We start from the raw sequence: 20615 nt of genomic DNA on the forward strand, positions 1-20615 counted from the left end.
GAGGTCTTCATTTCGCTGGTGGCGCTTCGCGGCGCGCCCGGGCCATCGACGGGGAATGACGCCACCCCGCCTGGCGGGGCGGCGTTCGTGTCGCATCCAGGATAGCGCGGCGGAGCTCAGCTGAACCGGATGATCACCGCGCTCCCGGCCTGCACCGTCACGCTCGTGCTCCCGTGGTGCACCGTGACCGGCGTGTGCTGCGGTGCCGGGAAGGCCCCGTGCGCTCCGACCTGCTGTCCGCCCAGGGTGATGGCGGTGGTGGCCGCGAGGCCGGCCGGCGAGGTGGTGGCCAGCGTCGTGGCGCTGCCGTGGTTCAGGCCCGGCAGGCCCAGGGCCAGGTTCACGGTCGTCGCCGCGTGGCTCGCCGGGTCCTGCACATCGTCGAGCACGACCGTCAGGTGCCCGCCTTCCCGCACCGCGTAGGCGCGCACGTCGGCGGCATCCGGGTTGTCCAGCGTCACGAACTCGCCGCCGCCGACCAGCGAGGTCGCGAGCATGCCGTAGTACAACGGGCGCGGGGTCAGGTCGCCGGTCGTCGGGCACAGCGGGGTGTACGGGTCGCAGCCCGCTGCGTTGGTGCCGTCCATGAACTCGGCGCTGGTGATGCCGTCCTGGGCGAGCAGCAGGTTGTAGTCCAGGGCCCACAGCGCCGAGGCGAAGGTGTCGCTGACCCCTGTCGTGCCCGCGCAGACGGTCGAGTTGGTCTCGGTCATCGCCGCCGGGACGTGCAGTTGGTGCGCCGCGCTCAGCGCCGCCTGCGCGTTCGCGTTCTCGTACTGCGTCGAGGCCGTGCTCAGCAGCTGCGCGATGGTGGCGACCTGACCGCCGCAGGCGCTCGTCGGATACGTGTGGTCGGTGACCAGCGAGACGTCCGGGTGCGCGGCGTCGGCGGCGGCGAAGCCGGCGAGCCAGGAGCTGTGGTTCGTCTCGGCGTCCGGACCGGTCAGGCGGATGCCCGGGACGGCGGCGCGGATAGCCGAGGCGTACGTCTCGAAGTCGGCGTAATAGGCCGCCGCGTCGGTCTCGTAGAAGTTGGGCTCGTTGCCCACCTCGATCGCCAGCAGCGAGCGCCCGAAGATCCGCTGCGCGTACGTCGCCTCGTCGGCGGCGCGCGCCGGGTCGCGGTGCTTGAGGTTCACCGCCAGGATCACCTTCCAGCCGGTCGCGTGCGCGATCGCGGCCAGCGGCGCCAGCTTGTCCGGCGTGATGGTGCCGGACGTCGCCCAGCTCGGGGCGGTCTCGCCGGTGGAGGTCCAGAACGTGCCGTCGCCGGAGTTGCCCCCGACCCGGATGACGCCGCCGGGACCGAGGGTCCTGAGAAACCCGGCGAGATCGGTGCTGGAGTAGTCGTCGGCGGCGATCGTCGCGGCGCCGAATGAGAGCCCGACGAAGCCGGGACGAAGCTGGCGGCCGGTCTGGTCGGGGTGGACGGTGATGGCCAGGCCGCCTGCCGGTGCGGGCTGCGCCTGGGCTTGGGCCTGGGCTTGGGCCTGGGCTTGGGCTGTCCCGGCGGCACAGAGTGCGGCGGCGGCGAGTGCGGCGGCGGCCGTGACGGCGCGCGCGGAAGCAAAGCTCATGGTTGCTGGCTCCTGCATCGGGGTGGGGACTCACAATTTCGTACGCGTATACGGGCCCGCACAAGGAGTTGGCGAGTAAAACTTCAGATAAGTGATTGGTGTTCACGCATGTGAACATCCTCAGAACTTTAGTGACCACTGGTCGCAAAATTGGTTACCCTGGCTGTATGAAGCATCAGAACCAGATCCACGGCACGGTCGCGGACGGCTTCGAGCCGGTCCGCGAGGAGTTCGGCGCGGTCGCCGCCGGACAGGGCGACGACTACGCCGCGCAGGTCGCGGTGTACCGGCACGGGCAGCAGGTCGTCGACCTGTGGACCGGCCCGGAGATCGACGGCGACGCGCTGTTCGGCGCGTACTCGGCCTCCAAGGGCGCCACACACCTGGTCGTCGCCTCGCTCGTGCAGGACGGCGTGCTGGACTACGAGCAGAAGGTCAGTCACTACTGGCCGGAGTTCGCGGTCGCCGGTAAGGGGGAGCTGACGCTGCGCGAACTGACCGCGCACCGGTCCGGGCTGGTCGGTGCCGACGGCGGGTTCAGCCTGGAGGAACTCGCCGACGACCGGGTGGTGGCCGAGCGGTTGGGCGCGCAGCGTCCGTACTGGCGGCCGGGCACTGCGTTCGGCTACCACGCGCTGGTCGCCGGTGCGCTCAGCGCCGAGGTAGTACGGAGGGCGACCGGGCGCAGTGTGCAGGAGTGGTTCGCCGAGCGGGTCACCAAGGCCCACGCGGTCGATTTCCATCTCGGTCTGCCCGCCGACCTCGAACCGCGCTACCGCCCGACGCTGCCGATGCTGGAGACGCCCGAGCGTCTGGCCGAACTCGCCCGCGACGCCGCGGCACCGAACAGCCTCAACGGCATAGCCTTCAACCGACACCGGCCGGGAGGCCCGCAAGTGTGGGAGCTGCCGAACCATCAGGTGGTGCGCACGCTGGGAACCGCGTCCTTCGGCGGCGTCGCCTCGGCGCGCGGCCTGGCGCGGATGTACACCGCCGCGATCAGCGGCGTCGATGGCGTCGCGCCGCTGCTGACACCCGACACTCTCGGCGTGGTCGGGCAGATCCAGTCCATCGGGACCGATGTGGTGCTCGGCATGCCGAAGGCCTTTACTGTCGGATTCCACGCGGTCGCCGAGTACTACCCGCAGCTCGGCCAGGGTTCGTTCGGGCACAGCGGTGCCGGCGGCCAGCAGGCGTTCGCCGATCCGCGCAACGGCATCGCCTATGGGTACACGCGGCGGCGGATGCCGTTCCCCGCGGCGCCGGGGCCGGAGAACGATCGGCTCATCGCGGCGGTCTACAGGGCTTCCGGTTCCCTCCGGTGAGTCGAGACAGAAGCGCCGGTCCTGGAAACATAAGCGTTTCCAGGACCGGCGCTCGCTAACAGGGCCGAGCTACCGCTGCATCACGGCGCCCAAGCCACTGTCGGGATAAAGCTGCTGTCATCAGCCCACGACGTCGTGGCGTCCCAAGAATCAGGACCGCCATTGCTCGCGATGTACACCTGCCCGTTGTAGTGCCGCAGGAACAGCGACGGGTTCGCCACCGAGTACAGCGACACCCCCTGATCGTTGTGCCCGGGGGTCGGGCAGAACGTGGCGTCCGAGGCGAACTGTGAGCTGCCGTCGTTCTGCTGCTGGTACACCGCGCCGCTGTTCTGGCGCAGGTAGCCGTTGGGGAAGTCCTTCGACTCGAAGGACAGGCACGAGCTGTTGCTCAGGCCCTGGTGGACGATCCAGGTGGCGTCCTGCTTGTCCAGGGTCGGGTTGCCTCCGTTGATCGCGGAGATCTTCGCCACTCCGTTCTGGTGGCGGATGTAGTCCGAGGTGCAGCACGGGGTCGTGGCGCGGAAGGAGACCTCCGTGCCGGGGGTGAGTGCCGACGTGCTCTGGTAGGTGAACACCTGGTTCGCCGCTCCGACGCAGGCCTCGATGTCCAGGACCGTGCCGTTCGTCGTGTTGGCACCGGGGTCGGTCAGGCACAGGCCGGACTGCGGGTTCAGCAGCGTCCCGTCAGCCTGCTGGACCCACTGCTGGCCGCCGATGCCGTTGCAGTTCCACAGTTCCACCTTGGCGCCGACGGCTGTGGAGTCGCCGTCGATGTCCAGGCAGCGGGTCAGCGTCTCCAGCGTGTTCGACGCGGTGTGGACCCAGTGCTGGTCCACCGCCGTCGGGATGCAGTCCCACATCTGGACCGCGAAGCCGAAGCCGCCGTAGGGGTCGTTGCCCGCGACGTCCATGCACTTGCCGCCGGGTGCGTTGACGGCCGCGCCGCCGGCGACGGCGAACTTCTGCGTGGCGGCGCCGGTGCAGGCCTCGATGTCCAGCACGGTGCCGTTCGTCGAGTTGCCACCGGGGTCGGTCAGGCACAGGCCGGACTGCGGGTTCAGCAGCGACCCGTCGGCCTGCTGCACCCACTTCTGGCCGCCGACCTGGTTGCAGTCCCACAGCTCGACCTGCGTGCCGGGGGTGGTGACGTTGCCCTTGATGTCCAGGCACAGGCCGAGCGTGGTGATCGACCCGTCAGAGTTCTTCCACCAGGCCTGGCCGTTCGCCTCGCGGGCACAGCCGGTGATGACGACGTTCGAGCCGTCCGCGCCGGAGGTCCCGTTTGAGTTGTCGACGCACTTGCCGGCCGGGGCGTTGATCGGCGTGCTCTCGAACACCGGTCCCGGGGAGATGAGGAAGCGCTGGCCGGCGCTGCCGGCGCAGGCCTCGATGTCGAGCACGACGCCGTTGGCGGTGCTGCCGCCCGGGCTGGTGAGACAGAGTCCTGATTGCGGGTTCAGCAGGGTGCCGTTCGATTGCGGGACCCACTGTTGTCCGCCGACGCCGTTGCAGTCCCACAGTTCGACCTGGGTTCCGGACGCCGTGCCGTTGCCCTTGATGTCCAGGCAGCGGCCCAGGGTCTTCAGGTCGTACTGGTATTCGGGAGTGCCGCCTGTGATGTAGACCAGCGGTGTGTTGCGCATGTACTCCCAGTGCTGGTCGACCGCGTCGTGCTTGCAGTCCCACAGGTCGACGTTGGTGCCGTCGCCGCCGTTGTCATCGCCGTAGACGTCCAGGCACTTGCCGCCGGGGCCGGTGACCCCGACGCCGGGGCCGCCGCCGGAGGTGCCGGTGTAGGACGCCGAGGAGATGTTGGTCTGCAGCGAGGCGACGGTCGCGTTCGAGGCGTAGCCCGAGGTGATCGCGCCCTCGAAGAAGGCGCCCGGCGCGGCGTTGCTGTTGTCGCCGCCGGTGCCCAGGGCGATGCCGCCCTCCTTCTTCATCGGCGAGTACCCCGATGGCAGGCCGCCGCTGTACAGCGATGGCACCGTTGGCTGCGTCGCATCACCTCCGTCCAAGGCGAAGTTCGACGTCCCGTCGTTGCGTAGGACGGCGGTGACGAAAGGACTGTGCAGCGTCGTGTTGGAGGGGTTGCTGGACCCGTTGCCCATGAACACGCCGTTCTCCAGGTCGGCCTGGATCCACGGCCCCGGCCCCGAACACGGCGAGGCGCTGCAGTAGGACGAGATGATCAGCGCGTCCATGTGCGCCGCGCCGGTGTCCTTCGAGGCGTTCTCGACGTTGCCGAAGTCCGAGCAGCAGCCGTTGGTGGCGTTGGTGCCGCTGGCGACCTCGTAGACCGACTCCGGCTGGCTGCCGGTGGCGACGCCCGTCCCCACCGAGCGCCGGTAGCCGGTGCGGGGGAACGTGGCGATGCCGTAGGCCTTGTGGCCGCCGACGGTGACCGGCAGCGCGTCGGCGCGTGCTCCGACGTCGCTGGACCCGGCGTCGCCGACCGGGGCGACGGTCAGGTCGTTGTGGTTCGGCGACTGGTCGTAGATCTTCGTGATGGTGCAGACCGTGCCGGCGCAGAACGCGTCCTGCGCGGCGGCGTCGGCATAGTCGCCGGCCGCCAGCAGGCCGATGTCGGACGCCGCGCCGTCGGAGGCGCGCGTCACCTGGTAGAGCGGGCCGTTGTAGGTCGCGTACATCGCACGGACCGAGCTGTACGCGGCGACGCACGGGGTGCCGCCGTTGCCGAAGGTGTCGCAGGGCAGGGTCGAGGAGCCGGCGGCCGCGGCCCTCGACGGGGGACTGAGGACCAGCATGGCGGCCACTGCGAGCAGCGCGCCCAGTACGGAGAGCAATCGGCGTGGAGCAGCCGAGATGGAGCGATTGAACATCTGGTTCCAATCACTTGCTCGATGGTGTGTTGGCAGGAGCGCCGAGCGGCGCTTACCGGCTTGAGGGAACGAGCCGGATCATGTTCCAGGACACGGGCGGCAGCGGTGCCGTGAGTCGGCGCCCTTCGGTGCTCGTGCCCTCGACGCCGGTCGGCGCGATCGCCCTCGGCGTCTCGATCGAGTTGACGGCATTGAGATCTTGTTCGCCGCCGAGGTGCAGGTGTTCGGCCACCACCAGGTCACCGAATGCCCGCAGGTCGATCTCCAGGCGGGCCGGTTCCTCGGTGTGCCGGTTCACCGCGAACACCGTGACCTGCCCGCTTTCGCGGTCGTGCGTGGCCACCACGTCGACCAGCGGCACGTCGCCGTGCTCGGCCGTGTCGTACTGGTCGGTTGCCGTAGGAACCCGTAGCACGTCGCCGGCCGCGTGGCGGGCGGTGAGCGCGAAGGGGTGGAAGATGGTCTGCGCCCAGGCCGGGCGGTCCGGCTCGGCGCGGATCGGGCCGATCACGTTCACCAGCTGGGCCAGGCACGCGATGGTGACCCGGTCGGCGTGGCGCAGCAGGGACATCAGCAGGCTGCCGAAGACGACCGCGTCCTGCACGGTGTAGGTGTCCTCGATCAGCCGCGGCGCCTGCTCCCAGTCCAGGTTGGTGTGGCCGGCGAAACGGCTCTCCTGCCACAGGTTCCACTCGTCGAAGGACAGGTTCAGCTTCTTGCGGGACTTCTTCTTGGCCGAGACGTGGTCCGCGGTGGCCACCACGCCGTCGATGAAGCGGTCCATCCCGACCGCGGCGCCCAGGAAGCTGGCGCTGTCCTGGCCGTGCTGCTCGTAGTAGGCGTGCAGGGAGATGTAGTCCACGTAGTCGAAGGTGTGCTCCAGGACCGTGGACTCCCAGGAGCCGAAGGTCGGCATCTGCGCGTTGGAGCTGCCGCAGGCCACCAGCTCGATGCTCGGGTCCACCTGGCGCATCGCCTTGGCGGTCTCGGCGGCCAGCCGGCCGTACTCCTCGGCGGTCTTGTGGCCGGTCTGCCAGGGGCCGTCCATCTCGTTGCCCAGGCACCACAGCCTGATGTCGTGCGGCTGCTCGACGCCGTGCTTGCGGCGCAGGTCGGAGAAGTGGGTGCCGCCCGGGTGGTTGGCGTACTCCAGCAGGTCGCAGGCCTCCTGGAGGCCGCGGGTACCCAGGTTCACCGCCATCATCGGCTCGACGTTCGCCAGCTTGGTCCAGGCCATGAACTCGTTCAGGCCGAACTCGTTGGTCTCGATGGAGCGCCAGGCCTGGTCCAGGCGCCGGGGCCGCTCGGAGACCGGGCCGACGCCGTCCTCCCAGCGGTATCCGGACACGAAGTTCCCGCCGGGGTAGCGGATGACGCTGATCCCGAGCTCGCGGGTCAGCTCCAGGACGTCGCGGCGGTTGCCGTCGGCGTCGGACTCGGCGTGTCCGGGCTCGTAGATGCCGCCGTAGACGCAGCGGCCCATGTGTTCCACAAAGGAGCCGAACAGGCGGCGGTCGACCGGCGCGATCCGGAAAGCCGGGTCGAGGGTGGCTTGTGCAGTGAGCAAGGGAGGTTCCTTTTTACTTGATACCTGTTGCGGCGATGCCCTCGGTGAAGAACCGCTGGGCGAGCAGGAAGGCGATGGCCAGCGGCGCCAGGGAGATCGCGGCGCCGGCCATGAGCGCGGCGTGGTCCACGCCGGAGGTGCTGGAGAACAAAGTCAGGGCCGACGGCAGGGTCCGCATGTCGGTGTCGCTGCTGATGACCAGCGGCCACAGGAAGTCGTTCCACAGCGCCATGAACTGGATGACGAACAGCGAGGCCAGGGCCGGCCGGGCCAGCGGCAGGATGATCTGCCAGTAGATGCGCAGCGGCCCGGCTCCGTCCATCTTCGCGGCCTCGTCCAGCTCCCGCGGGATCTTGATGAAGAACTGGCGGAGCATGAAGATGCCCAGCGCGCTCACCGAACGCGGGATGATCAGGCCCTGGAAGGTGTTCAGCCAGCCCAGGTGGAACACGGTGAGGAACAGCGGGATCAGCATCACCTGGAAGGGCACCATCAGGGTGAGCAGGATGACCCAGAACACGAAGTTCTGCCCGCGGAACCGCAGCCGGGCCAGCGCGTAGGCGCACAGCGAGTCGATGAGCAGTAGCAGCACCGTGGTGCCGCCGGCGAACACGACGCTGTTCACGGCCAGCCGGAAGAACGGCAGCTGGGTGAACACGGCGTGGAACCCGGAGACCGACCAGTGGTCCGGCCACAGCCGGGACGGATCGGCGTACAGGTCCGCCGGGGTGCGGAAGGCCACCCCGAGCATCCACAGGAACGGCACGATCGTGGCCAGCGCCGCGATCGAGAGGACCGCCCAGGCCAGAACCCTGGCGGAGGATCTGGCCGTGCGCAGCACCGGGACGGCCCAGGCCGGGGTGCCGGCCGGCAGCGACGAGGCCTGCGTGGTGAGCTCAGTCGTCATCGCGGTACCTCAGCATTCGGAGTTGCACGACGGACACGGCGATGATGATCAGGAACAGCACCCAGGCGATCGCACTGGCGTAGCCGAGCCGGAAGTCGACGAATCCGCGCTGGTAGAGGTACATGACGATGGACTCGGTGTGGAACAGCGGCCCGCCGTCGGTCATCACGTACGTCAGGTCGAACAGCTGCAGCGCGTTGACCGTGCCGATCACGACCGTGAACAGGATCGCCGGGCGCAGCGCCGGCAGCGTGACGTGCCGGAACCGGGCGATCGGCCCGGCGCCGTCCAGGGTCGCGGCCTCCAGGAGCTCCTTGCGGACCCCCTGGACCCCGGCGAGCAGGACGATCATCGAGAACCCGAAGTTCTTCCAGATCCCGACCGCGATCAGCGCCGGCAGTGCCAGATGCGTGTCCTGCAGCCAGGCCTGCGAGGAGACCCCGATCTTGCCAAGCAAGCCGTCGACCAGGCCGACCTGCGGGTCCAGCAGGAACTTGAAGATGATGCCGGTGACGGCCAGCGAGGCGATCGTCGGGAAGAAGAACGCCGAGCGCAGCAGCATCGTGTACCAGGTGGTACGGCGCAGCCACTGGGCCAGTGCCAGGCCGATCGCCACCTGGCCGATGACGACGAAGACGGCGTACACGAGCGTGACCTTCAGCGCGTTCCAGAACCGCGAGTCGTGGAAGAGCTCGGTGTAGTTGCCGAAGCCCAGCCACTTGTGGGAGTCCTCGCCGATGGTCCAGTCGTGCAGGCTCATCCAGCCCGACTGGACGATCGGCCAGATGATGAACACCGCGGCCAGCAGGAACGCGGGCGCCACGAACAGGTACGCGGGGTTGACCCGGGCCAGCCGGCTCCTGCCTCGGCGCTCCGGTCCGGGCGGCCGTGCCGGGGCGTCGGCCGCTGGTTCAGCGAGATGTGCCATCGATTGCCTTCTTCGTCGTCTCCGTCGTCTCCGTCGTCGCCTCGCGGCGCCGTCAGCTCTTGCAGCCGGTGAGCTGGTTGATGGACTTGGCCGCGGCGTCCGCCGACTTCTGGGCGTCCGCGCCCCGGGTCAGCTGGCCGATCATCGGGGTGTAGACGTCGCTGTCGATCTGCGAGGACGTCGGGAGCCCGGCCAGGTACAGCCGCGCGTTGGGCAGCCCCTGCGCGAACACCGCGACGTTGGGGTCGTCGACGGTGACGTCGCTGCGCGCCGGCGGGTACCCGGATCCCTTGGAGAACGAGGCCTGGGCGGTCTTGCCGGTCCACCAGCTCAGGAACTCCAAAGCCTGTTCCTTGTGCTTGGTGTTCTTGGCGATCATCATCGGCACCGTCGAGGCCAGGGTGACCGGGCCCGCCGAGCCCACCGGGACCGGCGCGATGCCCAGGTCGATGCCGGCCTTGCGGAAGCCGTCGGCGGCCCAGGGGCCGTTGAGCTCCATCGCCGCCTTCTTCGCCGAGAACAGCGTGTCGGCGTCGGCACCGGTCTGGCCGACCGGGCTGACGTGGTCGTTCTGGACCAGGCCGGCCCAGGTCCGCAGGGCCTGGACGCTGGCCGCGGAGTTGATCGTGGCGCAGCCGTCGGGGCCGACGATGTCGCCGCCGTTCATCCACTGCAGGATCGGCCACATCTCGATGGTCTGGTGGTCGGCCAGGGAGATGCCGTACTGGCTCGGGCCGGCCCCGCCGAGCGTCAGCTTCTTGACGTCCGCGACGAACTCGTCGGAGGTCTTCGGCGGGTCGGTGATGCCGGCCGCGGTGAACATCGTCTTGTTGTAGTAGAGCGCGACGGTGGCCAGGTTCGCCGGGACCGCGTACAGGTGCCCGTTGACCGTGAACGCCTTGGTCACCGCGGACGGGAACGCCGCGGAGTCGATCTGGCTGTCGCCGGTGCCGACCGAGGAGTCCAGCGGCAGCACCGAGTTCGTCTTGATGTAGTTGAAGATCACGCCCGGGTCGAAGTTCGGCGTGGCCAGGTCCGGACCCTGCCCGGTCGCCCACTCCGCGGGGAGCTTCTGTCCTATGGCGTCCCACGGCTGGATGTCCATGGTGACCTTGATGTTCGGGTGCGAGGCGTTGAACTGCGAGACCAGAGCTTGGTAGGAGGGTCCGTCCGGGCCGGTGAAGCCGGTCAGCACGGACAGCTTCACCACGCCGCCGCCGCCGGACCCGGAGCCGGCCGAGGAGGAGCTGCTGCAACCCGCGGCGGCGAGCAAGCCGGCGGCGGCCACGGCCGCTGCGGCGATTTTCGCGTGCGTCTTCATGGGTCCTCGATGTCTGTGAGGGATGTCTCGTTCTTGACTTGATCTTGTCTATGACGTGTCCGCGAGGTACCGGAACGCCCCCGGCGTGTGACTCCGGTCACGCGGCTGAAATCGGGGTGGGGTCTGTTCTACATCGTTGTCTACAACGTTGTAAAGGCGTAGGCTGAGCCGCACGGAACTCACGGGAAGGGCGGACCCGACAGGTGCCCCCAACACTGAAGGACGTGGCCGAACGGGCCGGCGTCTCGATCAAGACGGTCTCGAACGTGGTGAACGGCTACGCCTTCATCACGCCGGCCACGCGCGAACGGGTGGAGCGCGCGATCGCCGAGACCGGCTACCGCCCCAACCTCGGCGCACGGAGCCTGCGCAAGGGCCGGACCGGCTTCATCGTGCTGGCCGTCCCCGAGCTGGACAACCCGTACTTCGCCGAGCTCACCGGGCTGGTGATCACCGCCGCGCACCGACGGCAGTGGACGGTGCTGGTCGAGCAGACGCAGGGCTCCCGCGAGCGCGAGCAGGCGGTGATCACCTCCATGGGCCCGCAGCGCATCGACGCCGCGATCCTGAGCCCGCTGGCGATGGAGCCCGCCGACCTGTTGAGCGCCGACCCCGCGACCCCGCTGGTGCTGCTGGGGGAACGGGACATCCCGGGCCCGGCCGACCACGTCGCGATCGACAACGTCGCCGCCGCGCGGACCGTCGTCGAGCACCTCATCGGCATCGGCCGCCGCCGCATCGCGGTCATCGGCGACCAGCCGGGCAAGAACGGCGGCACCTCCGCGCTGCGCACCGCCGGCCACCGCCAGGCCCTGGACGCCGCGGGCCTGCCGTACGACCCGGGCCTGGTCATCCCGGTCGAGAACTACCAGCGCGCCGACGGCGCCGCGGCCATGGCGCACCTGCTCGCGCTGCCCGAACCGCCCGATGCCGTCTTCTGCTGCAACGACCTGCTGGCCATCGGCGCGATGCGGGCCGGTGCCGAGCGTGGCGTCTCGGTGCCGGACCAGGTCGCCATCGCCGGCTTCGACGACATCGCCGAGGGCAGCTACAGCCTGCCGTCGCTGACCACCATCGCCCCGGACAAGGCGGCGATCGCCGAGGCCGCCGTGAACCTGGCCGACCGGCGGGTGGACCCGATCCGCGGCGGGCGCGGCGAGAAGGGCGCCGAGCCGCAGGACGTGCGGGCGCCGTTCGCGTTGAAGGTGCGGGAGAGCACGGCGGGGATCGGGCGCTGACCTACTCGGCGATGCCCCGGGTGAGGATGACCAGGGTGATGAAGGTGCGGTAGAGCCGGATGAGGTCGTCGTCGTGCAGGTGCACGACGGTGGGATCGGCGCGGTCCGGCTCGACGCGCTCCAGCCAGGTGGCCATCTCGGCCAGATCCGGATTGCGCAGGCGCACGGTGAGGGTGACGGGTCGGTCGATGAACGATCGTGGAGCTCTGCCGGCGCGCATGCTCTCGATCGCTTCCTGCGCCTTTTCGGAGATCAGCCGGTTGGCGCGCGCCGGATGCAGGCTCTCGGCGGCGAACCGGGAGATCGACTGCTTGACGACGGCGGCGCGCGCCTCGGGCCAGAACGGCTTCAGCTCGCGCGCCGTGGTCTGGTCGCCGGTGACCAGCACGACCGGCACGCCGAGGGCGATCGCGACCAACGAGTTGATCCCGGACTCCCCGGCGATCTCGCCGTTGAGCCTGACCTCGGCGATCGCCGCCGGGTTGTAGGTGTGCGACAGCGTCGCCGGTCCGGCCGAGGCCGAGCCGTGGTAGGACACGAAGAAGACGGCATCGAAGGACTCGTCCAGGCCCTGCATCATGTACAGCGGCTTGTGACGGCCCGACAAGGAGGAGGCTTCCCCGCTCAGCTGCTCCGGCCGCAGGTTCGCCATCCGGCCGTGCGAGTCGTTGACGAGGAACTCGTGCGGCCCGCCGGCCCGGTTCGCACCGTCGATCGCGGCGTTCACCTCGGCCTGGAGCAGGGCGCGGTAGTGCTCGTAGTCGTGCTGGCCGGGGCGGCACTGGTCCCAGTCGACCACTCCGGCGGTGCCCTCCATGTCGGAGGAGATGAAGATCTTCATGAGCCGCTGATCCGCCCCAGCAGCACCGCCAGATCCTCCGGCCGCGAGAACTGTGGCCAGTGCCCGGTCGGCAGGTGGTGCAGCTCGAGCTTCGTCATCAGTGCGAAGACCGGGCTCATGCCGGCCAGCTGCGCGACCTGGTCGGGGCTGAAGGTGCAGCAGACGGCCGAGGCCGGGACGGGCATCGGGTCGCCGGGGCGGTCCAGGGCGTCGGTCACGGTGCGGAACGGTTGCGGGCTGCCGAGGGTGCGCATCCGCTCCAGGTCCGCGTCGCTGATGCCGGCCAGGTTCACCGGGTCCTCGGCCGCGTCGAAGGCGGGGACCGGCAGCAGCCAGCCGTCGCCCTGCTCGGCGACCTGCTCGCGCTGGGCTTCCTGGGCGTCCGGCGGGTTGAAGTCGATGACGCCCAGGCCGGAGGGCATCGGGCCGGAGTCGACGTAGACGACCCGCGCGATCAGCTCCGGCACTTCGTCCACGACGCCGGTGACCGGCATGTTCGCGCCGCTGTGGCCGACCAGGACCACATCGCGCAGGTCGTGGCCGCGCAGATAGCCGACGATGTCCGCGATCTCGGTCCGCAGGCCGGTGTCCGGCTTGGCCTCCGCGGCGCGCTCGGCGATGCCGGGCATGGTCAGCGCGTGCACCTCGTGGCCGTCGGACCGCAGGCGGTCAGCGACCGCGTCCCAGGCCCAGGCGCCGAGCCAGAAGCCTGGGACCAGTACGAACGTTGCCATGTTCCACACACCTTTCGGACCTGCCGTCGATGCCGTTCTGGTTCCGACGATAACCCGGGGCACTGACAGGCGTCGTGGCGAACGGGTAAGCCATTTAATTGACAGTCTGCGCGATCATATGCTTTATCCATCGGTGTATCGGGTGGCGTTCCAGCAGATCAGCGGCCTGCGAAGGAAATGTTCACCGGCAGCCTTGCCGCCCATAACATCTCGGGTTTTATATGCATCCCATGATGCGCCCCGTCCGCACGCTGCTCTGTACCGCCATCGCCCTCACCCTCGCGCCGGCCGCCGCGTACGCGAGTTCGCCGACCGCCGCGCCGCCGGGCGTCGCACAGTTCGCGGGGCCGGCGGGGTCCGCGCAGCCGATCTACCTCGACACGCACTACTCGTTCGCCGAGCGTGCGGCGGATCTGGTGTCGCGGATGACGCTGCCGGAGAAGGTCGCGCAGTTGCAGACGAACAGCGCGCCGGCGATCCCGCGCCTGGGCGTGCAGGAGTACACGTACTGGAGCGAGGGCCAGCACGGGGTCAACACCCTGGGCGCCGACTCCAACCGCGGCGGCGTCACCGGCGGAGTGCACGCGACCAGCTTCCCGGTGAACTTCGCCGCGACGATGAGCTGGGACCCGGCGCTGACCTACCAGGAGACCACCGCGATATCCGACGAGGTGCGCGGGTTCCTGGACAAGTCGCTGTGGGGGACCGGGCAGAACAACCTGGGTCCCTCCGCGAGTGACTACGGCGCGCTGACGTTCTGGGCGCCGAACGTCAACATGGACCGCGATCCGTTGTGGGGACGCACGAACGAGTCGTTCGGCGAGGACCCCTACCTCACCTCCACAATGGCCGGCGCCTTCGTCGACGGCTATCAGGGCGAGAGCATGACCGGGCAGCAGCAGACCCCTTATCTCAAGGTCGCCGCCACCGCGAAGCACTACGCGCTGAACAACGTCGAGGACAGCCGGCACACCGGCAGCTCGGACACCACCGACGCCAACATCCGGGACTACTACACCAAGCAGTTCGCCAGCCTGGTGCAGAACGCCCACGTGTCCGGCATCATGACCTCCTACAACGCGGTGAACGGCACGCCGTCCCCGGCCGACACCTACACCGTCGACGAGCTCCTGCAGGCCACCTACGGCTTCGCCGGCTACACCACCTCCGACTGCGGCGCGATCGGCGACGTCTACGGCGCGGCCTCCCACGGCTGGGCTCCGCCGGGCTGGACCAGCAACGGCACCAGCTGGACGAACACCGCGACCGGCCAGCAGATCTCGGCCGCGGCCGGTGGCCAGGCCTTCGCGATCCGTGCCGGCACCCAGCTGAACTGCGCCGGCGGGGAGATGACCGCGCAGAACATCAGCGCGGCCATCGACCTCGGCCTGCTCTCGACCGGGGTCGTCGACGCCACGCTGACCCGGTTGTTCACCGTGCGGATGGAGACCGGCGAGTTCGACCCGGCGAGCAAGGTGGCCTATACGAAGATCACCAAAACGCAGGTCGAGTCCCCGGCGCACCAGGCGCTGGCCGAACAGGTCGCGGCCAACGACATCGTGCTGTTGCAGAACCGTGCGCTGGCCGGGACCTCAGCCAAGCTGCTACCGGTGGACCCGGCCAAGACCGACAACATCGTGATCGTCGGCGACCTGGCGAACAAGGTGACGCTCGGTGGTTACTCCGGCGAGCCGACGCTCCAGGTGAACGCCGTGCAGGGGATCACCGCGGCGGTCAAGGCGGCGAACCCGTCGGCCACCGTCACGTTCGACGCCTGCGGAACCGGCACCCAGGTCACCACGCCGGCCGCGTGCTCGGCGGCGACGCAGGCCGCGATCAAGAGCGCCGACCTGGTGCTGGTGGTCGCCGGCTCGGACCTGAGCGTGGCCGACGAGGCCAACGACCGCAGCACCCTGGCGCTGCCGGGGAACGACGACTCGCTGATCAGCCAGGTCGCGGCCATCGGCAACCCGCGTACCGCGCTGGTGATGCAGGCCGACGGCCCATACGACATCCAGGACGCGCAGAAGGACTTCCCGGCGATCGTCTTCAGCGGCTACAACGGCGAAAGCCAGGGCACCGCGCTGGCCCAGGTGCTGTTCGGGCAGCAGAACCCGGCCGGGCACCTGGACTTCACGTGGTACGCCGGCGACTCGCAGCTCGCGCCGATGGACAACTACGGCCTGACCCCGTCGCAGACCGGCGGCCTCGGCCGGACCTACCAGTACTTCACCGGCACGCCGACCTACCCGTTCGGCTACGGCCTGTCCTACAGCGACTTCACGTACTCCCACGTGCAGGTCGGACCGCAAAGCACTGACGCCGACGGGACCGTGCACGTCGGCTTCGACGTCACCAACACCGGATCCGTCGCCGGCACCACCGTCGCCCAGCTCTACGCGGCGCCTCCCGGTGCCGGTTCCGGGGACACCTCCCGCGAGCAGCTCGCCGGATTCCAGAAGACGAAGACGCTCCAGCCGGGCCAGAGCCAGCACATCACCTTGGCGGTGAAGGTCTCCAGCCTCAGTACGTGGGACGAGAGCAGCCTGAAGCAGGTCGTCGCCGACGGCGCCTGGCAGTTCCGGGTCGGCCCGGACTCCGCGACCATGGCCGGCTCGGGCACCGTGACCGTGCACGGCACGACGACCGCGCACGTGCAGACCGTCGCCGTCCAGCCCGACCAGGTGGTCTTCACCGCCGGCCAGACCCTGGACCTCACCGGCGCCAACCCCTGGATCGCGCCCGACACGAACGCGGCGCTGGAGCAGAACCACGCCCCGGCGGCGAACATCGTCGAGGCCTCGAACGACGACCAGTCCTTCGTCGACCTGACCCACGCCCACGTCCGGTACGCCACCAGCGACCCGCGGGTGGCCACGGTCAGCGACTTCGGCGTGGTCACCATGCACGCGCCGGGCGCGGCGACGATCAAGGTGACGGTGAACGGTGTGACCGGCACCGCCCCGATCGTGGTGCGGGACGCGTTCGCGGTGCAGGCCCCGGCGATCGTGAAGCCGGCCACCACGATCACCGCGACCGAGACCTTCACCAACAGCGGCGACAAGGCCGTGCGGGACGTGAAGTTCGCGCTGACCACGCCGTCCGGCTGGACCGCGATTGCCACCTCGCCGGTGTCGGTGAAGAGTGTGGCCCCCGGCCAGAAGGTGACGGCCAGTTGGAACGTCGCGATCCCGGCGACCGCCAGTCCCGGCACGCAGACCGAACTGGACGCCAGTACAACGCTGACCGGCGCGGCAGGGCCCTACAAGGAGGACTCGGTCAGTGCGGTCACCGTGACCTCCGGAGCCACCCCGCAGCAGGCCACACCGGTCATTACCGGCACCAGCCCGGCGGCCGGCGCGCTCCAGGTGGTGCTCAACAACCCCTCGGACACCCCCACCGCGGTGACGGCGGTCAAATGGCAGCTCGGCAGCCTCTCCGGCACCGCTCCGGTCAGTGCGACCATCGCCGCCGGATCGTCGACCACGGTCACGGTGCCGGTGACCGGCATCAGCTTCGCCACGATCTACCCCCTGACCGTCAGCAGCGTCATCTCCGGCGGCCTGTCCTCGGAGGCACTTGGCGGGCATGTCACCTTCCTGCCCGTGGTCAATAAGAGCCTGGGCAGCTCCTGGACCGTCGCCGACGTCCAGGACGGTCCTTCCGTGAACTTCTCGACCAGTGCGGATGGCACCTGGGGGTCGCTGGACGGCTCCCTGCCCTACGGCGGCGACTCCTACCTGTCGGGCAAGATGTGGTTCGACTGGGACGCTCAGAACCTTTACGTCACCGCGGACATGACCGAAGCCGCGTTCTCCCAGACCAGCACCGGCGGGGACATCTGGAAGGGCGACAGCCTCCAGGTGTCGGCGACCTCCGGGGTGCCGGGCTCGTCGACCACGACGAGCGAGGCGTCCTCGGAAGGCCACTACGAATACGGAGCCGCACTCACCCCGGCCGGCTCGCAGCTCTACCGCTGGATCAGCCCGTCGCAGGGCGCCGGACTGGTGACCGACGCGACGGTCCACGTCACCCGGGACGACGCGGCGCACACCACGCTGTACGAGCTCGCGATCCCCTGGAGCGACCTGACCTCGGTGCAGCCGACCGCGAACAGCGTGTTCTCCATCTCGGCGATGTTCAACAACGTCGACACCGGGGTCCGCAACGGTTACCTGCAATGGGGCGGCGGCATCGGCGACAACAAGAACGTCGCCGAGTTCAACATGGCGCAGCTGATGCCGGCGGCCGGATCGTGAGCGGCGCGCCTGCCACCCTGCGGATCGGCCTGGTCGGACCCGGCTTCATGGGCCGGATGCACTCGCTGGCCTGGCAGACCGTCGGACGCGCCGTCGAGGTGCCGCTGGTCCCGGAGCTGACCGCGATCGCCGGCCGGGACGCCGGATCGGTCGCGCGCGCGGCGCGCGCCTGGGGCTGGCAGTCCTGGACCGACGACTGGCGCACCCTGGTCGACCGGGACGACATCGACGTCGTCGACATCACCACGCCCGGCGCGCTGCACGCCGAGATCGCGCTGGCGGCGCTGGCCGCGGGCAAGCACGTGCTGTGCGAGAAGCCGTTGGCGAACACGCTGGCCGAGGCGCGACAGATGACGGCGGCGGCCGAGGAGGCGGCCACGCGCGGCGTGCTGTCCATGGTCGGGTTCAACTACCGGCGCACGCCGGCGCTCGCGCTGGCGCGCGATCTGGTGGCGCAGGGGCGGCTCGGCGAGCTCCGGCACGTGCGGGCCGTCTACTTGCAGGACTGGATCAACGATCCGGAGTTCCCGCTGGTGTGGCGGCTGCGCAAGGAGGAGGCCGGATCCGGGGCGCTCGGCGACCTCGGCGCGCATCTGGTGGACCTCGCCTATTTCCTGACCGGCCGCCGGCTGACCGGAGTCAGCGCCCTGACCCGCACCTTCGTGGAGGAGCGGCCGCTGGCCGCGTCCGCGTCGGGGCTGAGCGGGGCGGCGGGTTCCGAGCGGGGCCGGGTCACGGTCGACGACGCGGCGGTGTTCTTCGCCGACTGCGAGGGCGGGGCGGTGGCCACGTTCGAGGCCACGCGCTTCGCCCCGGGGCGCAAGAACGCGATGCGGATCGAGCTGAACGGCTCGCAGGGCAGCGTCGAGTTCGACTTCGAGGCGATGAACGAGCTGCGGTTCCACGACGCGTCGCGGGACGCCGCGCAGGGCGGCTTCACCCGCATTCTGGCCACCGAACCGCAGCACCCTTATCTGGACGCGTGGTGGCCGCCGGGCCACGGGCTGGGCTACGACCACACGTTCGTCAACCAGAAGCGCGACCTGATCGAGGCGATCGCCGCCGGGAAGCTGCCGGTACCGTCGTTCGGCGATGGGCTGTACGTGCAAAGCGTGCTCAGCGCCGTCCAGGACAGTGCCCGCAACAGGTCCGCATGGACTGCCGTAACCCAGGAGGCGCTATGACGCGGCCCATCACCTTGTTCACCGGCCAGTGGGCCGACCTGCCTTTCGAGGAGGTCTGCCGGCTGGCCTCGGAGTGGGGCTACGACGGCTTGGAGATCGCCTGCTGGGGCGACCACTTCGAGGTGGACCGGGCGTTGAAGGAACCCGGCTATGTCGCCGGCCGCAAGGAACTGCTGGCCGAGTACGGCCTCCAGGTGCACGCGATCTCCACGCACCTGGTCGGGCAGGCGGTGTGCGACGCGATCATCGACGGCCGGCATCAGGACATCCTCCCGGCCCGGATCTGGGGCGACGGCGACGCCGAGGGCGTGCGGACGCGCGCCGCCGCCGAGCTGGCCGACACCGCGCGGGCCGCGGCCGAGCTCGGGGTGCGCACCGTCATCGGGTTCACCGGGTCGCCGATCTGGCACCTGCTGGCGATGTTCCCGCCGGTCTCCGCCGACGTCGTCGAGGCCGGATACGCCGAGTTCGCGCGGCGCTTCCACCCGGTCCTGGACGTGTTCGACTCGGTCGGGGTGCGGTTCGCGCACGAGGTACATCCCAGCGAGATCGCGTACGACTACTGGTCGACGGCGGGCGCGCTGGAGGCGGTCGACCACCGGCCGGCGTTCGGGCTGAACTTCGATCCGAGTCACTTCGTATGGCAGGACCTTGACGCGCCCGGGTTCCTGTACGACTTCCGGGAGCGGATCTACCACGTGGACTGCAAGGACGCGGTCCGGCGGCTGAACGGCCGCAACGGCCGGCTCGGGTCGCACCTGCCGTGGGGCGATCCGCGGCGCGGGTGGGACTTCGTGTCGACGGGGCACGGGGACGTGCCGTGGGAGGCCGTGTTCCGGATGCTCAACGCGATCGGCTACGAGGGGCCGATCAGCGTCGAGTGGGAGGACGCGGGGATGGACCGGCTGGTCGGGGCGCCCGAGGCGCTGGGGTTCGTGCGCGCGCTGGCCGCGATCGAGCCGCCGCGGGCCTCCTTCGACGCGGCGTTCAGTCAGGGGGCGGCGGGCTGAGGCGGCCGCGGTGACCTGGCCGACACGTCGGCGGTGACCGGCACGGCATGACACCGTGGGGTGGCGAACGCGGCGTGCTGGCCGTGTGGGCCACCCCGCCCCAGGACGCTGGGCTATGGTCGCGTGCTGTGTCGCAGCAAACGAGGAACAGCGGAGCAGGGCCTTACGGCGCCGGGGTCACACCGCGCCTGACGATCGCGACGACGCCGAGCCCGGCGCCGATCACCACCCCGGACACCAAGCTCGGCGGCCAGCCGGTCTGGCTCGCCGAGCCGGCCTGGCCGCTGGACCGCGAGTCCGGCGAGCCGATGCGCTTCATCGGCCAGTTCCGCATCCCCGGCGACACGGTGCGCCTGGCGTACCTGTTCATCACCGACGAGGACGGCGACGCCGCCACCGCCGAGCCCTTCGGCGGCCACAACGCCCTGCTCGTCCAGCCGGGCGGACGCCTGCCGGCCGGGCTGAAGGTGACGGCGGCCGCGACCGGCCCGAGCCTGTGCACCCGCGGCCGGAGCTGGGACGAGTACGTGCCGGTCGAGCTGGCCGGGGAGCAGGCCGCGATCGTGCCGGCGCAGGAGGCCGCGCTGGACGCGGACATCGCCTACGACGACGCGTTCCGCCGCGGCGAGCCCGGGCAGCTGCCGGAGAGCAGCCGGTACCCGTGCAGCTTCGTCGGGGGCCGCGCGCGCTATCCGCAGGCGCACCTGCCGCTGCCGCTGGACGGGAGCTGGGACTTCTTCGTGCAGCTCGAGGACGGCGAGGGGTGGGACGGCGAGCCGTACGCGCTGAACTTCGGCGGCGGGTACGGGTTCTTGTTCCTGTCGGCCGACGATCTCGAGGGCGCGTTCTTCTGGGATTGCAGTTGAGTGCGGCTGCGA

The 20615-nt window shown here is 69.9% G+C and carries 14 protein-coding genes; 6 read left to right on the forward strand and 8 right to left on the reverse strand.

Going from position 1 to position 20615, the window contains the following annotated elements:
• Positions 1-116 precede the first annotated feature (116 nt).
• Positions 117-1577 (reverse strand): glycosyl hydrolase family 79 C-terminal domain-containing protein, encoded by a 1461-nt coding sequence (locus ABH926_RS17955; RefSeq protein ID WP_370366792.1) that lies wholly within the window; start codon positions 1575-1577, stop codon positions 117-119.
• A 167-nt stretch (positions 1578-1744) separates the two neighbouring features.
• On the opposite strand from ABH926_RS17955, the gene ABH926_RS17960 reads away from it, so the two are divergent.
• On the forward strand, positions 1745-2902 hold the full coding sequence (locus tag ABH926_RS17960) for a serine hydrolase domain-containing protein (RefSeq protein ID WP_370366793.1): 1158 nt from the start codon (positions 1745-1747) through the stop codon (positions 2900-2902).
• 80 nt (positions 2903-2982) lie between these two features.
• Here the strand turns inward: ABH926_RS17960 and ABH926_RS17965 are convergent, their stop codons facing one another.
• From ABH926_RS17965 to ABH926_RS17985, 5 genes are read right to left on the reverse strand one after another with little or no spacing between them, the layout of a single operon-like run.
• Entirely contained in the window at positions 2983-5748 is a 2766-nt protein-coding gene (locus ABH926_RS17965; RefSeq protein ID WP_370366794.1) for an arabinofuranosidase catalytic domain-containing protein, read from the reverse strand.
• Positions 5749-5800: 52 nt separating this feature from the next.
• Positions 5801-7315: an alpha-N-arabinofuranosidase gene (locus ABH926_RS17970; RefSeq protein WP_370366795.1), complete on the reverse strand. Its 1515-nt coding sequence runs from the start codon at positions 7313-7315 to the stop codon at positions 5801-5803.
• Between the two features lie 13 nt (positions 7316-7328).
• A complete protein-coding gene (locus tag ABH926_RS17975) occupies positions 7329-8222 on the reverse strand; it encodes a carbohydrate ABC transporter permease (protein WP_370366796.1) in 894 nt (297 codons plus the stop codon).
• Positions 8212-9150 (reverse strand): carbohydrate ABC transporter permease, encoded by a 939-nt coding sequence (locus tag ABH926_RS17980; RefSeq protein ID WP_370366797.1) that lies wholly within the window; start codon positions 9148-9150, stop codon positions 8212-8214. The genes ABH926_RS17975 and ABH926_RS17980 overlap by 11 nt, the downstream gene beginning before the upstream one ends.
• Positions 9151-9202: 52 nt before the next feature.
• Positions 9203-10471 carry an ABC transporter substrate-binding protein gene (locus ABH926_RS17985; RefSeq protein ID WP_370366798.1) on the reverse strand — a complete coding sequence of 423 codons (1269 nt, stop codon included), beginning with the start codon at positions 10469-10471 and terminating at the stop codon, positions 9203-9205.
• Between the two features lie 203 nt (positions 10472-10674).
• Between ABH926_RS17985 and ABH926_RS17990 the strand changes: the two genes are divergently transcribed.
• Positions 10675-11709 (forward strand): LacI family DNA-binding transcriptional regulator, encoded by a 1035-nt coding sequence (locus ABH926_RS17990; protein ID WP_370366799.1) that lies wholly within the window; start codon positions 10675-10677, stop codon positions 11707-11709.
• Between the two features lies 1 nt (position 11710).
• Here ABH926_RS17990 and ABH926_RS17995 read toward each other — a convergent pair whose 3' ends face one another.
• Positions 11711-12550 (reverse strand): M55 family metallopeptidase, encoded by an 840-nt coding sequence (locus tag ABH926_RS17995; protein ID WP_370366800.1) that lies wholly within the window; start codon positions 12548-12550, stop codon positions 11711-11713.
• Positions 12547-13284: an alpha/beta fold hydrolase gene (locus ABH926_RS18000; RefSeq protein ID WP_370366801.1), complete on the reverse strand. Its 738-nt coding sequence runs from the start codon at positions 13282-13284 to the stop codon at positions 12547-12549. Before ABH926_RS18000 ends, ABH926_RS17995 begins: the two co-directional genes overlap by 4 nt.
• Positions 13285-13505: 221 nt before the next feature.
• Between ABH926_RS18000 and ABH926_RS18005 the strand changes: the two genes are divergently transcribed.
• From ABH926_RS18005 to ABH926_RS18020, 4 genes are all read left to right on the forward strand, one after another.
• Positions 13506-17543 carry a glycoside hydrolase family 3 C-terminal domain-containing protein gene (locus tag ABH926_RS18005; protein ID WP_370366802.1) on the forward strand — a complete coding sequence of 1346 codons (4038 nt, stop codon included), beginning with the start codon at positions 13506-13508 and terminating at the stop codon, positions 17541-17543.
• A complete protein-coding gene (locus ABH926_RS18010; RefSeq protein ID WP_370366803.1) occupies positions 17465-18727 on the forward strand; it encodes a Gfo/Idh/MocA family protein in 1263 nt (420 codons plus the stop codon). The genes ABH926_RS18005 and ABH926_RS18010 overlap by 79 nt, the downstream gene beginning before the upstream one ends.
• Complete coding sequence (locus ABH926_RS18015) at positions 18724-19737, forward strand: sugar phosphate isomerase/epimerase family protein (protein ID WP_370366804.1); 1014 nt, start codon at positions 18724-18726, stop codon at positions 19735-19737. Before ABH926_RS18010 ends, ABH926_RS18015 begins: the two co-directional genes overlap by 4 nt.
• Before the next feature lie 128 nt (positions 19738-19865).
• Positions 19866-20603 carry a hypothetical protein gene (locus ABH926_RS18020; RefSeq protein ID WP_370366805.1) on the forward strand — a complete coding sequence of 246 codons (738 nt, stop codon included), beginning with the start codon at positions 19866-19868 and terminating at the stop codon, positions 20601-20603.
• Positions 20604-20615 lie beyond the last annotated feature (12 nt).

The organism is Catenulispora sp. GP43, from assembly GCF_041260665.1.
In the GTDB taxonomy this organism is placed as follows: Bacteria; Actinomycetota; Actinomycetes; order Streptomycetales; family Catenulisporaceae; genus Catenulispora.

Bases quoted from the DNA above. Each gene is read 5' to 3' on its own strand.
- ABH926_RS18005 (WP_370366802.1), top strand. From the start codon at position 13,506: ATGCATCCCATGATGCGCCCCGTCCGCACGCTGCTCTGTACCGCCATC.
- ABH926_RS18010 (WP_370366803.1), top strand. From the start codon at position 17,465: ATGGGGCGGCGGCATCGGCGACAACAAGAACGTCGCCGAGTTCAACAT.
- ABH926_RS17995 (WP_370366800.1), bottom strand. From the start codon at position 12,550: ATGAAGATCTTCATCTCCTCCGACATGGAGGGCACCGCCGGAGTGGTC.
- ABH926_RS17980 (WP_370366797.1), bottom strand. From the start codon at position 9,150: ATGGCACATCTCGCTGAACCAGCGGCCGACGCCCCGGCACGGCCGCCC.
- ABH926_RS17960 (WP_370366793.1), top strand. From the start codon at position 1,745: ATGAAGCATCAGAACCAGATCCACGGCACGGTCGCGGACGGCTTCGAG.
- ABH926_RS18015 (WP_370366804.1), top strand. From the start codon at position 18,724: ATGACGCGGCCCATCACCTTGTTCACCGGCCAGTGGGCCGACCTGCCT.
- ABH926_RS18000 (WP_370366801.1), bottom strand. From the start codon at position 13,284: ATGGCAACGTTCGTACTGGTCCCAGGCTTCTGGCTCGGCGCCTGGGCC.
- ABH926_RS17965 (WP_370366794.1), bottom strand. From the start codon at position 5,748: ATGTTCAATCGCTCCATCTCGGCTGCTCCACGCCGATTGCTCTCCGTA.
- ABH926_RS17955 (WP_370366792.1), bottom strand. From the start codon at position 1,577: ATGAGCTTTGCTTCCGCGCGCGCCGTCACGGCCGCCGCCGCACTCGCC.
- ABH926_RS17975 (WP_370366796.1), bottom strand. From the start codon at position 8,222: ATGACGACTGAGCTCACCACGCAGGCCTCGTCGCTGCCGGCCGGCACC.
- ABH926_RS17985 (WP_370366798.1), bottom strand. From the start codon at position 10,471: ATGAAGACGCACGCGAAAATCGCCGCAGCGGCCGTGGCCGCCGCCGGC.